Genomic DNA, 15,351 nt, shown 5'->3' on the forward strand with positions numbered 1-15,351 from the left:
TGTCTAAGCATAAAAGATATACTACCTTTTTGTCGAAACATAACAAAAATCTTTCAATGAAATGCTAAAGTAATAATAATACTTATCTATTGAACAAATGTCGTACATTATATTAACATAGCTGTTATATTATCCTCATCATAAAAATGAGGATATTTCATTGAAAGCTACAATAATATTTCCACTAAAAGCATTAAGTATCGGTATTTTTTCTATTATACTTGCTGCTTGTGGTGAAGGTGATGCAAACACACAAACAACAGTAAACCCTCCAGCAATAACTCCGCCTTCTAATAAGCCGCCAGTAACCAATATTCCTGCTACGCCGCTTGAGCCAAGTACGCCTATTAAGCCGCCAGTAACCAGTATTCCTGCTACGCCGCTTGAGCCAAGTACGCCTATTAAACCGCCAGTAACCAGTATTCCTGTTACACCACTTGAGCCAAGTACGCCTATTAAACCGCCAGTAACCAGTATTCCTGTTAAACCACTTGAGCCAAGTACCCCTATTAAGCCGCCAGTAACCAGTATTCCTGCTACGCCGCTTGAGCCAAGTACGCCAGTCAAATATCCAGAACCAAAAAAGGATATTGCTGATTTTTATTTGTTAGGGTTTTTTGATCATGATGGTAGAGCGGGTGAAATTCGTACGATTCGTCCAGACTTGGTTGGTGATTTCCAAGCAATGGTTCAGTTTGGACAGAACCATGTGGTTGATCCACAAAGTAACGAAGCAAAAAATATGCCGCGCCTGACGGCAGAAAAAGAAGCTCTGTTGTTAGTGACGCCTACTCTTGAAATGGGTGACATTACTACATTAGTGGCTGAAATTTATAAAGATGGGGTTTTATTGCGAGCTATCAATTTAGTCGATCCTACTCAAATTCCAGATACGGATCAGACCAATGCTGACCAACGTCCTCGCGTTTCTTATAGTAACCGTGGATGGTCAACCAAGCTCAATTGGGATGAGGTACAAGGTGGTCTCAAAATCCGGATTATGGATGACAAAAATCGTAGCGGTGAACTGTTAGAAGATAAAATAGACTTTGCTGCACCAGGCGAGCTGGTATTGACCAATATCCGTCTGGGTATGCTAACGGATGCACCTCAATCTTGGGGGCATTACATGTTACGCGACCCAGAAAGGGCTGGCTCAGACTACTTCCAAACCATTCCAGCGGCACAAATGACCGTTGCTAAATATGATGACCTCAAGCTTGATCGAGTAATGGTTGCCAATGGCACTATTTATGATTCGGTGAGTCACTCAAATGGTGGCGTTTATGATGGCGATATGCGCGAAAACACTGGTAAATCAACCTTTGGTGTCGGCATTAACTTAGCAAACTGGGGTGTCACCAGTGCCTCAATGCAAAGCCAAGAGCAGCCACAATTGACCCAAAACGTCAATGCGCATCATGCCCGCGGCAAATATACTAATGGCGAACATAATCACGGCTTAAGCGGTGGTAATGGCATGCTGACCTTAATTGACTCTCAAGGTAATGAGTTCAGTCACGAAATCGGTCATCATTATGGCTTAGGGCATTATCCTGGCGCAGTAAACGGAGATAACTTTTGGGCAGAGCATCATGCCAATAGTGGTTGGGGCTATAACGGTGTTCGAAATAAAATGCGCAGTAACTTAGACTGGCCACGACAAGTCGAAGGTGATGGTCTTAATGGCAAACCGCTTTTCTTAGCCACCTATGGTTACGGTCGTGATGCGATGTCTGGTGGCTCTCATAGCGGCGCTTATTCAAGCTACACTCATTACACGGGTTATAGTACAAAAATTAAGATACAGCCAGCATTTGATAAAGCAGTATTTGACGCTGATTCACCAACTGGCTATAAGAAATGGAATGCTGAACTTAGAAAGATGGAAGTCATCCAGCCTAAAGTATGGCAAGGTTCTAAAAACGTTTGGTACAACAGTGCCGACGGTAATTACTTAAAACCACGTTTACAAGGTGTGCCTGTTTTTACTATTTTAGGTGGTTATGACCCTGTAACACAAAAAGGCATCATTTATCCTGAGGCACGCGGTAACTGGGGTAACGTCTTTGATTTACCGAAACCAAATAATTCTCTTGAAGCAGCAAGCTGCTGGTTGAGCGTTACTTACAGTAATAACGCGGTTAATACTATTGCTCTGGCGCCTAATCGAATGAATGGCAATGCCAATAAATTCCATGTTAATTTAGCCATTGCTGAAAATCCAAAAAAAGTAGATTTGTATTGTAAAAAGACCAATGAAGCACAAGTACAGCTCTCAACCATTGATATTCGTCAATATAGCGATACGATTAAGCCCGCTGTTACCTTTGGTAAAGAGTATGGCTATACAGCACTTAGAAAAGTTGAATTACCAATCTTAGAGCAGAAACTCCTTGCTCAAGCTGAAAACTCGACGGTGAGCTTAGATATTAATAGTCAGTTGTTATATGATTCTTATAAAATGTATCGTGACGAGCTCATTAATGAGCTTAGCCCTCTCGCATTCCAAACATTAGAGCGTTATGAGCAGCAACAACAAACCATGTACCGCTTAAATCGTTGGGTCAATGTATATCGTACTGATTTAATTAAAAACGAGCCTGAAGCCCTTACCGAATTTCAAAAGTTTGTTAAAGCGTTAGGACTAGAGGATGACAGGCCTCTAGAAAACGCCACTCCCCTGCTTAACGGTAAAAACTGCCTTAAAGTAGAAAAGTTAGAAGATAGTAAGTTAAATGCCTTTATTAGTGGTCCAAGTGCCTGTACCGGTGATGACTCTGAGCAATGGATTCAAGATACGAAGGGTAAAATTCATAGCAAAATGGCGATGGATCAGTGTCTAACAACTCAAGGTGGTGTGGTTAATTTGGCAGCTTGTAGTCTTAATATTGATGCGCAGCACTGGGAAATGGTTACTAGCACTAAAGAAATTAAGCAAGGAAATCAATGTTTTGATTTAGAAGGTGGTTACTTAAAAGATAATCGCGCACGCTTAATTCGTTATGGTTGCAACGGTGGCGGTAATCAAAAATGGACGATACTGACTAAAAATCCAAGCTTTATCTTAGCCACAGTTGGTAACAATCTGCCATTAATTGTGAAGAGCCTACAGAAACAGACAGCAATGAAGAACAGTAGGCAAGTTCAGTCATTGAATGTGGATAGCAAAGAAGATCCTTCAGTACTAGCAAAAGTAGGCACCGCGATAAGCACGTTTCTTGATGATTTGTTCAGTTAATATGAGATTTAATGACTGTCAACGATAATGGTGGCGGTAATCAGAAATGAGCTTCAATGCAGTAAAATTCAAATTTAATAGTGCCCACTATTAGTGATGCTTTAAAGTTAATCATTCATAGCATGAATACACAATAACGCTCATGGGTATAAAAATAACCAATACTGAAAAATAAGTCTCAATGAGGCTTATTTTTTTATCCTGTTTTTAATGGATTATTTGCAGTGAATCAGGTAATTTGTTTTTAAGAGCTTTTGTTGTCAGCAGTCTGATTCTATAGAACTGCTGACAACAAAAGAAATACTACGATCATTTTTGGAGCTGCTCACGTTGACTAAACATGCTGAAGACAACTTATTTAAGCGTCTATCAACGTCAAGTCTCAAAAGACTGCGGCAGTTTTTTCAGTTATGGTCGCTAAAAACGCTTACCAATTTACCCGATCGCCTAACGAATTTGTGGCAACAGCTGATTGGCTCTTACTGGTTTATACCGACTGCCTGTGTGCTGGTAGGCATCTTGCTCGCTCCTATCCTTGTAACGATCGATGAGCATTTTGATCGCGACATGGTCAGAGAGATTACCTTTGCCTTCACTGGCGATGATGACGCCGCGCGCGCTATTATGACCACCATTGCTGGTGCAGTACTTGGCGTGGCAGGCACGACTTTCTCGATTACCATTGCTGTATTATCAATGGCATCTTCACAATTTGGTCCTAGATTACTCCGTAACTTTTTGACTGATACGCCCAATCAGTTCGTTTTGGGCGCGTTCATCGGTACGTTTAGCTATAGCTTGCTGGTGTTAAAAGCCATTCATAAATACGATGTTGGTTTTGGTGTGCCGCAATTGTCGGTGACCTTTGCCATTATTATGGCGATTATTTGTGCCCTTCTACTGGTCTATTTTGTACAGCATATGGTACATGCCATTCAGGCATCGCATGTGATTGAAGGTGCCAGCAATGAGGCAATTAAAAACATTCATTATTGGTATAGCGACCGCTGCGATATCGAGCACCAACGTAATATCGAGCATCATGATATCGAACAATTTCATCACTGGTCTGCGACGCCTATTTATCCACCGTACTCGGGCTATTTGCAGCAGATTTATTTTGAATCGCTCATTACCCTATCGCAAGATTATGGCGGCGTGGTAGAAATAAATAGCAGTCTCGGTCACTTTGTCACCGATAAAAATGTGATTGGCTATTTTTATCAGCGTCCGGCAGACCATCCAACTAACCTACAAAAAACAAAAACGCCGCATTTGGCGCTTGTGCCACGTTCGCCTGATGGGCTGTTTTGGCAACGTTTTGCTGGTTGTATACGCCTTGAACAGCGCTTGACGCAATCTAATGATATTGCCTATAGCTTAGGGCAAATGACTGAAATTGCTGTCCGCGCATTGTCACCAGGTATCAATGACCCAAAAACAGCGGTTAACTGTGTTCAATCGCTGACCAGCTGTCTGAGCATTATGATGCGCTGTCAACCGCCGACGCCGTATCATTTTTATAAACCGTTAGATGAGACAGATACACCAGATACTATCAGCCATCAGCCGTCAGCCATCCTTGCCGTTGTTACACGTATCCCTAAAATATCAGATTTTATTGATAGCTCACTTGGTGAGATACGGCGTTATGCAGCAGCAGATTTGATGGTATTAAAGGCGCTATGTCAGGCAATGATTGACTTGAATTATGCTAGGGTTAATGAGGCGCAGCAGCAAACGCTCATACATGAGATAAAATTGATTGAGCGTGCCGGCGCGGATAATTTAAATTACCATCAACTCGCTGATGATTTGACCGCAATGTGCCAACAAGCAGAGAAATTTATTATGAGTGAAAACGCCCAGCATCACTATTTCCATTATGTCAGTGATTTTGATGCCCATATTCGTCAGGCACTACAAACCCAATCGAAACAAGTTAGAGCATAGTTGACACCTCTTATTACCCACTTGAGACTTTTTTATGGACCCTACGAGCAGCCTGACCATACTCGAAATTAGCGCGATATTTTTATCTATCACTGCCCTATTAACTTACGTTAACCATCGATTTATTGGCCTACCAACAACTATCGGTGTAATGGTTATCTCGATATTATTGTCGATCGGGGCGATATTTTTAGGATTTTTAGGGTTTGATCAGCTTATTGATTATGAAGTCAGTCTATTAGGCCAGCTTGATTTCACTGAAGTCTTACTTGATGGCATGCTGTCTATGCTTTTATTTGCTGCCGCTTTGCACGTCAATATTGGTGATCTAAAACGTTATAAGCTGCCTATTGGTATTCTAGCTTTCATAGGTACTTTAGTATCAGCACTGCTGATTGCAGGTGCTCTATATCTAATGTTGCCGCTGTTTGGTTTCGAGCTGTCTTTTTTATGGTGCTTACTATTTGGCGCTTTGATATCTCCAACCGACCCTATTGCAGTGATGGGTATTTTAGCCTCTGCTGGCGCCCCAAAAAGCATAGAGACGGTCATCGCGGGCGAATCGCTATTTAACGATGGTATCGGCGTCGTCATCTTTGTACTGCTGCTCGGTATTTTATCGAGCGGTGATATCCCAACCGCCAATTATGTGGTGCACACCTTGGCAGTCGAGGCTGGTGGCGGTATTATTTTTGGCTTAGTACTTGGCGCGATTTTATATTACATGCTCAAAAGCATCGATAGCTATCAAGAAGAGGTTCTACTGACCCTTGCTGGTGTCATAGGCGGCTATGCGCTGGCCAGTCATTGGCATTTATCGGGACCACTAGCAATGGTAATGATGGGGCTGATGCTTGGTAATCGCGGACGAGCACTAGCGATGAGTGATAAAACGCGCCATTATGTTGATTTGTTTTGGGAATTGATCGATGAGATTTTGAACGCAATTTTATTTGTATTAATCGGTCTTGAAGTGGTGATGATTGCTTATTCAGCCAATTTATTTATCGCTGGCGCCTTAACGATTGTGATTGCCTTACTTGCTCGATTTATTGTGGTCGGCATGACCACCAAAACCTTTCATCGACAACTTGACTTGCCAGCAGGGGCTTGGAAGGTGCTAACATGGGGTGGACTACGAGGTGGTATTTCAGTTGCTTTAGTATTGCAACTCCCAACAGGATCTGAACGCGATATACTACTGGCCCTAACTTATGCAGTCGTTATATTCTCTATACTGGTACAAGGGTTAAGTGTAGGCAAAGTTGCCAAAAGCATTCGTACTGATAAAAAAACAGCCGATATATAAATCTTAGATTACGTTATTTATAAAAAAGCCAGTTTAAGATAAATATCTTAAGCTGGCTTTCTAAATTGTCATTTGAGCCTAAGGAAACCTGATTAGATTAAACCCTTTCGTTTCATATTACGATAAACCACAATCACAATAATAATATTCGACACCAATATGGTAAGTTTGAACCAATCAAACGGACTCACAATCAGATAGTAGAGTTCAATAGGAATAAATATTCCATAACCCAGTACCCCAAACCAGTAAGCCCATGTTTTATCTTGCCATAAGCCATATGCCTCGACAAAACGCAAACTGGCATAAGCAAAAATCAATAATAAGAATACCGACCAGTTTTTGCTTGCCATCTGTGCAATACGTACCGCACTGTCAACTTGCGGCGCTAATAACTGACCAAATACTTGTTGCCAAGAAGCCGTCGCTGTAATGAGCCAATGCTCAAGGTCGGTATGCCACGACCATAAAGCCAATGCACCTAGTAGTGCGCCAATACCCTTTACGACTTCATAGATTGCTACTGCTTTGATAGATTCGCTTGACGTCGTGCGAGGCTCATTTTGTCGTGGGTCTAAAGACGGATGGTTATCTTTTGATGAATTGCCCTCTGACGAAGACTCTAGACTATCATCCTGCCTAGGCAAATTAGCCAAAGAAAGTCTCCACAACGCGCCCTTGCAGTATTTGGTTAAAGAATGGCGTATTTTTGCCGTTTGATAACATGGATTCGCTAGTCACCTGCCATTCAAGATTGGGATCAACCAGTACTGCGCCCCCGATAGTCTCATATTGCTCGCTGATACCCGCAATTTTCGCAGGATTTAAGCAGATTTTATCGACTAGCTGCTCAAGTGTTAACACCTCATCTTTTACCAGCTGGCACGCCAGCGCCATAAAGGTATCAAAATTTGAGATGCCGGGCGTACTTTCTGCAAATGGAGCTTTCTTCGCGGTACTGTTTAACGGCTCATGATGACTACAAATTGCATCAATTGTGCCATCTTTTAGACCACGGCGAATCGCTTGCTGATCAGTATTACTACGCAAAGGGGGTAATACATATGCTTGAGCATTAAAGCCTTCCAGATTATCATCGGTTAAATACAACTGATGCATTGCCACATCACAAGTAACTGGTAAACCTTTATCTTTCGCCCAGCGCATCAGCTCAATTGACGACTTACAAGATAATTGGCTAAAGTGAGCAGCTATACCCGTTTCTTCCACCATAAGTAACTGCGTTGATAAAGCGACGGTTTCTGCAATCCAAGGAATACCTTGCAGACCGTGATAAGAAGCGATATAGCCTTCATGTGCAACGCCATCACCAGATAGACTAGGCTCATCAGGATAAAAGAATACTTTCATGCCAAACGTCGCCGCATACTCGAGTGTACGTAAGAGCACTAAATCGTTTTGAAAGGGTCTGCGAGCATTGGAGACAGCAATACAGCCGCCTTTTTTAAGTCCTGCAATATTAGACGGACGTTCACCCTCTAAGCCAGCAGTCAACGCACCCAAAATATGCAAATAGATGCCGCCATCATCGAGTGCACGCTCGCGCAAGCCTTTTAACAATGAACCGTTCTCTAAAATAGGATTGGTATCGGGCGGAATCACCACATGCAAAAAACCATTGGCATGTGCTGCACGCCCTTCTGACTCTAACGTGCCATGCTGCTGTTGACCCGGCTCCCGCAAGCGGGCACATAGATCAACCAACGGTGGTAATATCCATGTCTCGCGCTCGCTCGTCAGCTTTGCTAACTGAGCAGTGGCGATTTGTGACAGTGATTCTTTAAATACTTTTGGAAGTAAGTCGTGCATATGAACATCTGAATTCGTAATGTGAACCATGAGCGTTATTACCGTATCAATAAAATGGGATAAATAAGAATAAAACAGGCGAGCTAAATATTAATGACCAGCCGCTTGATGCGCACGCTGACCTTCCATCGCAAGCGACAATACCGCCATACGAATAGCAATGCCGTTATTAACCTGTTTTAAAATCACAGATTGCGCACCATCTGCAACGCTTGAGGCAATCTCAACACCGCGGTTCATCGGTCCTGGGTGCATCACTAGAGCATCAGGCTTAGCCAGTGCCACGCGCTCAGGAGTAATACCATAGTGCTTATAGTATTCACTCGATGAGGCGAGTAGCGGTGAGCCGATACGCTCATTTTGAATTCTCAAGCCCATGATGACATCACAGTCTGTCACGCATTCATTCATATTCTCATATACTTGCACACCAAAACGCTCAATCCCTTTTGGTAATAACGTACGAGGTGCGCAGACGCGAATGTCTTTTACACCCAATGTTTGTAGCGCACTGATGTCAGAGCGTGCTACTCGCGAGTGTTTGATATCGCCAACGATTGCAACCGACAGCTCTTCAAAAGGACGCGGTGCCTCACGGTGAATAGTCAGCATATCAAGCATGCCTTGCGTTGGATGCGCATGCCAGCCATCACCACCATTGATAATGGCAATATCTGGCGTCACTTCAGTCGCCATAAAATGTGCCGCACCTGATGCTGAATGACGTACCACAAAGATATCTGCCGTCATCGCTTGCAGATTCCATAACGTATCGCGTAAGCTCTCTCCCTTCTTGGCACTAGAGCGTTCGATATCGATATTTAATACATTAGCACCTAAACGTTTTTCTGCTACTTCAAACGTGGTACGTGTGCGCGTCGATGGCTCAAAAAACAGATTCATCACCGTATAGCCTTCAAGCTCAGGACGGTTAATCAGCTGTCCCTTATCATCAAAAAATGACTCAGCTTTAGCGATAATCGCCTGCAGCTGGGCTTTATTAAGACCTTCGATACCTAAAAAATGACGAATACTACCATCAGTATTGAGCTGCGGACGACTCAATGACGCATCAAGTTTTTCATGAATCGTATCAGGATCAAATCTTGCGTAGTCTGTCGGCGAAACGGTAGGTAGTGATTGGCTATCGATAGAATTTGACATAAGGACACGTCTTCATTAAGGGTTTGTATGATTTTATAATAAGTTATCATTCGTTTTTTTAACGGTTTTGACTCGATAATACGGCAGACATGCATACAGACAAGGACATTTTGCTGCTTATTTGCTACAATTTACCGCAGTGATATAGACAATACTAAAATAGATGCGGCTCTCATTTTAGAGAATAGCAGCACATCATTTGGCAACCGTATCAAAAGACAGCCTCTTAAACCATAATTGAATAATAATAGTGTTAGTGTAGCTGATTTTCAGGTCAGGACAAAGACGCCTTAGTCAGTATTTAACAATATCTCTCATATCAATATAACGTAATCAATTCTTAAACACGCATTCCATGCTTAGCTTATACCACTCTTTATCAGAATTATTCATTAGGAAACACTATGACAACCTTAGTACAGTATTTGAACACTAATGCCACCACTCCTGCCCTCAATGACGTTATCACTACCGTTACTGACGTCGGCAAGACCATCTCACAGCTCTTAAGAAAAGGCGCTTTAGCAGACATCCTTGGTGAAGCGGGTAATCAAAACGTGCAAGGTGAAGACCAGAAGAAGTTAGATGTATTGGCCAATGATTTATTGTTAGATGCATTGGCACAAAACAGCCATTGTGCTGGTGTTGCTTCAGAAGAGCTTGATGACGCTACTCCTGCCAATGTTGATGGCAGTTTATTGGTATTGTTTGACCCACTCGATGGCTCGTCTAATATCGACATCAATATGGCTGTCGGCACCATATTCTCGATTTTACCGTACCAGCGTCAAGGTCAAGTTAGTAAAAATAGCGACTTTTTACAAGCGGGTAATCAGCAGCTAGCAGCCGGTTACTTACTATATGGCACCTCTACCGTTCTTGCGCTGACTATCACAGATAATGTAGTCATGTTTAGCCTAGATCCAGATACTAATGACTATGTATTAATAGAAGAAAATGTCACCATCGATGCCGATACTAGCGAATATGCTATCAATGCCTCAAACTACCGTTACTGGCGCGCGCCAATGCAGCAATATATCGATGAGCTTATCGCTGGCGAGACAGGCGTACGTGGTCGCGATTTTAATACGCGCTGGGTTGCCGCCATGGTTGGTGATGTTCATCGCATTCTATGCCGCGGTGGTTTATTCACATATCCATTTGATACCAAATACGCCAATAAAGCAGGCAAATTACGTCTCATGTATGAAGCCAATCCCATGAGTTTATTAATTGAACGTGCTAGCGGCGGGGCAACAGATGCAGTCAATCGCATTTTAGATATAGAGCCGATTGACATTCATCAACGCGTGCCTGTAGTGCTTGGCAGTAAAAATGAAGTCGACTATATTAAAGAGTTGCATTTAAACTACAGTGATAAGTAAGCTAATCAAGAACATTTTGACAGCACCTATAAAGCCATATCACTCATCAATTTATAGGCGCTGTCTATATTTTATACTTTTTCTCTAAGCGATCTATTATGGTAGCAAACCCCACCGAGCTTATTACCTCAGATAAGAATACAACGGTCAAGCTAGTAAAGGCGTTATTGACGCAAGCTCGCCAACGTAACAAACATGGACAAACTGTCATTGAAGGTATTCATCTTATTGATGCTGCCCTTCGTAGTGATTATCCATTTGTGCAAATATTGCTAGCAGAGTCTGCACATCACCATCCTGAGGTGCAGCAAGTTCTCACTCGCTTGCCCACTTATACGCCTATCTTAACCTTGTCGGATGCGCTTTATGAAAGTATTCGTAGCTTAGGTACTGGGATTGATATTATGGCAGTGATTAAGATGCCAACCCCTAGCCTATCTATGATTCATGATGACTGCTTGATTCTCAATGACGTTCAAGATAGTGGTAATGTCGGCACATTACTGCGCACCGCAGCAGCTGTTGGAATCAAAAACATACTTTGCACCAGCGCTACTGCGCAAGCTTGGTCACCAAAAACATTACGGGCAGGAATGGGTGCCCAGTTTGCCTTAAATATATATGAGGGATTAAGTGTACAAGAGGTTTTAGACCATGTACAAACCCCTCTATTTGCCACCAGCTCGCACACTGATACCGTCATCTATCAGCATAATTTAAAAAAACCAATCGCTTGGATTATGGGACATGAAGGTCAAGGGGTTTGTGACGAGCTGATGCAGTGCGCAACCCCTATCGCTCTACCACAGCCCAATGGGCAAGAAAGCCTCAATGTTGCGATTGCAGGCTCACTATGTTTGTATGAGACATTACGTCAAAGAAGTTATAGCTAATATCATTTAACTGAATCAGCAAGACGATTTTTAAGTCGAATATAAAAAAACCCGCAATCAATGATAGCGGGTTTTTTATTTTACTTTCACTAACAAGTACTTAGATTTTACTGGTCAGTTCAGGTAAGGCTGCAAATAAATCAGCTTCTAAAAAGTAATCGGCAACGCTAGCGATAGGTGATTCTGGGTCATTATTGATAGCAACGATGACTTTAGAATCTTTCATACCCGCTAAATGCTGAATAGCGCCTGAAATACCAGCTGCGATATATAAGTCTGGTGCAACGATTTTACCCGTTTGACCAACCTGCATATCGTTTGGTACATAGCCTGCGTCAACTGCGGCACGTGATGCACCAACAGCAGCGCCAAGCTTATCAGCCAATGGCTCGATATATTTAGTAAAGTTTTCACCATTTGCTAGGGCACGACCGCCAGAAACCACGATGCTGGCTGACGTCAATTCTGGACGGTCAGACTTAGCCATCTCTTCATTAACAAAGCTTGATTTGCCAAGCTCTTGCACATTGTCAAGAGTTTCAACAGCGGCTGAACCACCTTCACTTGCTACTGGATCAAAAGCAGTAGTACGTACGGTTAATACCACTTTATCTTCTGACGTCTTAACCGTTGCTGTTGCGTTACCAGCATAGATAGGACGATCAAACGTTTGTGCATCTACCACAGCAGAGATTTCTGATAACATGCTCACATCAAGTAATGCGGCAACGCGTGGTAAGAAATTTTTACCAGTGGTTGTAGCAGGTGCAAGAATATGACTGTACTCACCAGCAATATCAGCGACCAATAGCGCTAAGTTACCTGCCAATTGATGCTCATAAGCTGCGTTGTCTGCTAGTAATACTTTGCTAACGCCTGCTGCTTTTGCTGCTTCGTCAGCTGCTGCTTGCGCACCACTACCAGCTATCAATACATGAATATCACCGCCAATTTGCTGAGCAGCAGCGATCGTATTCAAAGTTGCCTTTTTTAGACTGGCATTGTCGTGTTCTGCATATACCAAAATTGCCATTGTTTTTGTCCTTTATTTATTCGTATCATCTATTCATGAGGTTGTTGGTACACAAAGCCCTATTATGTCCAAGTTCAATAAAACTTATTTAGGACGTCATGGCTTTGCAGTAGATAGGCACTAGCAAAGTATTAAATGACTTTTGCTTCGTTTCTTAGCTTATCGACCAACTCATCAACTGAACCCACTTTGATACCAGCTTTACGCTCAGCAGGTGGTACAACTTTAATGATTTCTTGCTTAGATGCCATATCAACACCAAAATCAGCAGGTGTTTTTTCATCAAGCTGCTTTTTCTTCGCTTTCATGATGTTAGGCAATTTTGCATAACGTGGCTCATTCAAACGTAAATCAGTGGTAATAACCGCTGGCAAATCAAGCGCAACCGTTTGCAAACCACCATCGATTTCACGCGTTACATTAACTTTATCGCCTTCAACCTTTACTTCTGATGCAAATGTACCCTGACCGATACCCATCAATGCAGCTAGCATTTGGCCCGTTTGGTTATTATCATCATCAATCGCTTGCTTACCTAGTAGAATAATATCGGTAGCTTCAGATTCAGCGATATTTTTCAGGATTTTAGCGATTTGTAGAGGATAAGGTTTTGCATCAGTTACTACCAAGATGCCACGATCAGCACCCAGTGCTAAAGCGGCACGAATCTGCTCTTGTGACTCTTTTGGACCAATTGAGGCAACGATGATTTCATCAATCACACCCGCTTCTTTAAGACGAACCGCTTCTTCTACTGCAATTTCATCAAAAGGGTTGATTGACATTTTAGTGTTAGATAAATCTACGCTAGAATTATCAGCTTTTACACGAACTTTTACGTTGTAATCAATGACACGCTTGACCGCTACTAATGCTTTCATACGTTCCTCGTTTATTAATGTTATGAATTAAAATTGCCAGTTAAGAACCAAAGGTTCATTTTTTTAAAATCGTCGTTCGAAATAGTACTCAAGGTTGATTGCTGCGTCAGCATCTATAATGTAATAAAAAATATCAGACCATAAACAATATACTGGCATCACACTCTCTATCTATAAAATCTGCCAAAGCTAAGCCAACCGTTATTATCAGACCTATGTATCTTGCGTGAGCTCAGCCCTAAGGTCAAGACAACGCCGTGAATAATGCGTCATAAATTTGTCACCATTCTACAATAAACAGTTTATAAGCGCCTAGTCACACCATTTTCTTATCATTATTCTTATTCTTTTCTGACTTTTACAAGCTATCTAAGTCGTTTATAACCGTTAATATAAACCAATACTATCTCGTTATTATAAGAATTGAATCAAAAAAAGATCATAAAAAAAGCAACCTGATCAGAGGTTGCTCTTTTTTAAAGTCTAAACAGTATTTTTATTGTTTTAACAAACAAAGGCATCAATGCATATTGATAATCTTACTTTCATTAAGCGCGCTGAAGAACAGCTTACTCAATGTCAAATGAGATTAGATAGCTTCGATTTGCTCAGCTTGTGGGCCTTTCTTGCCATCACCTAAGATGAAAGACACTTTTTGGCCTTCGGCTAGAGTTTTGAAACCACCGCCTTGGATAGCGCTGTAGTGAGCGAATACGTCTTGTCCGCCGTTGTCTTGCGCGATAAAACCAAAACCTTTAGCTTCATTAAACCACTTTACAGTGCCTTCAACTTTATCTGACATAAATTTTCCTAACTCTTTAACTGTTGGCGAGACGTGTGTCATCACCGATTAATTGATATATACCTAAGTTTTTCTTGCAGAATGCGTGGATGAAATAATTGAAACCTCTAATAGAGATCTTAATATTTTTACCCGAAATCCTTTGAGTACAAGCTGATTATAACAGCTTTTTTTAAGCGCAACAGCTTAAATTGATGATTTTTGTAACCTATTTAAGTCAATTTTAAATAATTATTACTATTAATTAATTGAGACTTAATACTTTGATATAGAATGTTTTTTTACCATTTACCTTTCGAGATTTACTATGGACTTAGATATCGCTTTCGACAAATCCCAGTGATAGGAATTATATTTGCTACTTTATTAAAAGCAAACTATACAGCAATCGGCAACCACGGTGAGCTCAATACCAATAAACATAGCGCAAAAAATATCAGCGAAAATGACTGACTATAAGCGATATATTTAGCAGGTATGACCAAGTCTTTCGGAGAGTCAGGAATGCCTTTACGCTTCAATAAACGTGCGCCATAGATCCAGCCAAAGGTCGTATAAAGACCGTAAGCCGCTGGTACAGCAACGGCTAGTGGTGTCAAATCAATCGTATATAGCATCACTACTGAGATGAAAAACCATGAGGTATCTAGAATTGAGCTGATTTGAAAGAACTTAGAGTTGGGTAGTTTGCCGCCGGTTTTTTTGAGCATTTCCCCTTCGATCCAAATCAAAACGGCAACGACAGCGCTCAGAGTAATGTATATGAATTGCGGTGTTAGCCAATCAGGATAAGATATTTGCACAACAGACAACCTGTAATTTATAGAATAAAAGAATCCTTGGCATTTATATTGCAA

At 41.7% G+C, this 15,351-nt stretch carries 12 protein-coding genes; 5 read left to right on the top strand and 7 right to left on the bottom strand.

What is annotated here, in order from left to right; translation table 11 throughout:
- Window positions 1-172: 172 nt before the first annotated feature.
- The 3 genes from OEG80_RS09920 (at window position 173) to OEG80_RS09930 (ending at window position 6,503) form a co-directional block, all read left to right on the top strand.
- Window positions 173-3,241, top strand: a complete 3,069-nt coding sequence (locus OEG80_RS09920; RefSeq protein ID WP_442792466.1) for a M66 family metalloprotease — start codon at window positions 173-175, stop codon at window positions 3,239-3,241.
- Between the two features lie 330 nt (window positions 3,242-3,571).
- Window positions 3,572-5,194 carry a DUF2254 domain-containing protein gene (locus OEG80_RS09925; RefSeq protein WP_263240670.1) on the top strand — a complete coding sequence of 541 codons (1,623 nt, stop codon included), beginning with the start codon at window positions 3,572-3,574 and terminating at the stop codon, window positions 5,192-5,194.
- A 34-nt stretch (window positions 5,195-5,228) separates the two neighbouring features.
- Window positions 5,229-6,503, top strand: a complete 1,275-nt coding sequence (locus tag OEG80_RS09930) for a cation:proton antiporter (RefSeq protein ID WP_263240671.1) — start codon at window positions 5,229-5,231, stop codon at window positions 6,501-6,503.
- Window positions 6,504-6,595: 92 nt separating this feature from the next.
- Here the strand turns inward: OEG80_RS09930 and OEG80_RS09935 are convergent, their stop codons facing one another.
- The 3 genes from OEG80_RS09935 to OEG80_RS09945 all read right to left on the bottom strand — a co-directional run bounded on the left by OEG80_RS09935 (window position 6,596) and on the right by OEG80_RS09945 (window position 9,497).
- Window positions 6,596-7,159, bottom strand: a complete 564-nt coding sequence (locus tag OEG80_RS09935) for a DUF2127 domain-containing protein (RefSeq protein ID WP_263240672.1) — start codon at window positions 7,157-7,159, stop codon at window positions 6,596-6,598.
- The gene (locus tag OEG80_RS09940) at window positions 7,152-8,333 is read right to left on the bottom strand and encodes a dihydroorotase (protein WP_263240673.1); all 1,182 of its coding nucleotides are present in this window, start codon (window positions 8,331-8,333) and stop codon (window positions 7,152-7,154) included. Before OEG80_RS09940 ends, OEG80_RS09935 begins: the two co-directional genes overlap by 8 nt.
- Before the next feature lie 90 nt (window positions 8,334-8,423).
- Window positions 8,424-9,497: an aspartate carbamoyltransferase catalytic subunit gene (locus tag OEG80_RS09945; RefSeq protein ID WP_263240674.1), complete on the bottom strand. Its 1,074-nt coding sequence runs from the start codon at window positions 9,495-9,497 to the stop codon at window positions 8,424-8,426.
- 404 nt (window positions 9,498-9,901) lie between these two features.
- Here OEG80_RS09945 and OEG80_RS09950 point away from each other — a divergent pair, with 404 nt between their 5' ends.
- Window positions 9,902-10,885 (top strand): class 1 fructose-bisphosphatase, encoded by a 984-nt coding sequence (locus OEG80_RS09950; RefSeq protein WP_263240675.1) that lies wholly within the window; start codon window positions 9,902-9,904, stop codon window positions 10,883-10,885.
- A gap of 98 nt (window positions 10,886-10,983) precedes the next feature.
- Window positions 10,984-11,778, top strand: a complete 795-nt coding sequence (locus OEG80_RS09955; protein ID WP_263240676.1) for a TrmH family RNA methyltransferase — start codon at window positions 10,984-10,986, stop codon at window positions 11,776-11,778.
- Window positions 11,779-11,878: 100 nt separating this feature from the next.
- Here OEG80_RS09955 and OEG80_RS09960 read toward each other — a convergent pair whose 3' ends face one another.
- The 4 genes from OEG80_RS09960 to OEG80_RS09975 form a co-directional block, all read right to left on the bottom strand.
- On the bottom strand, window positions 11,879-12,811 hold the full coding sequence (locus OEG80_RS09960; protein WP_263240678.1) for an electron transfer flavoprotein subunit alpha/FixB family protein: 933 nt from the start codon (window positions 12,809-12,811) through the stop codon (window positions 11,879-11,881).
- Between the two features lie 131 nt (window positions 12,812-12,942).
- Complete coding sequence (locus OEG80_RS09965) at window positions 12,943-13,692, bottom strand: electron transfer flavoprotein subunit beta/FixA family protein (protein WP_263240679.1); 750 nt, start codon at window positions 13,690-13,692, stop codon at window positions 12,943-12,945.
- A 589-nt stretch (window positions 13,693-14,281) separates the two neighbouring features.
- A complete protein-coding gene (locus tag OEG80_RS09970; protein WP_010196799.1) occupies window positions 14,282-14,494 on the bottom strand; it encodes a cold-shock protein in 213 nt (70 codons plus the stop codon).
- Window positions 14,495-14,871: 377 nt separating this feature from the next.
- Window positions 14,872-15,297, bottom strand: coding sequence for a hypothetical protein (locus OEG80_RS09975; RefSeq protein WP_133105423.1), 426 nt, complete (start codon window positions 15,295-15,297; stop codon window positions 14,872-14,874).
- Between the last annotated feature and the right edge of the window lie 54 nt (window positions 15,298-15,351).

The sequence above is a fragment of the Psychrobacter sp. SC65A.3 genome (assembly GCF_025642195.1).
Classification (GTDB): Bacteria; Pseudomonadota; Gammaproteobacteria; order Pseudomonadales; family Moraxellaceae; genus Psychrobacter; species Psychrobacter cryohalolentis.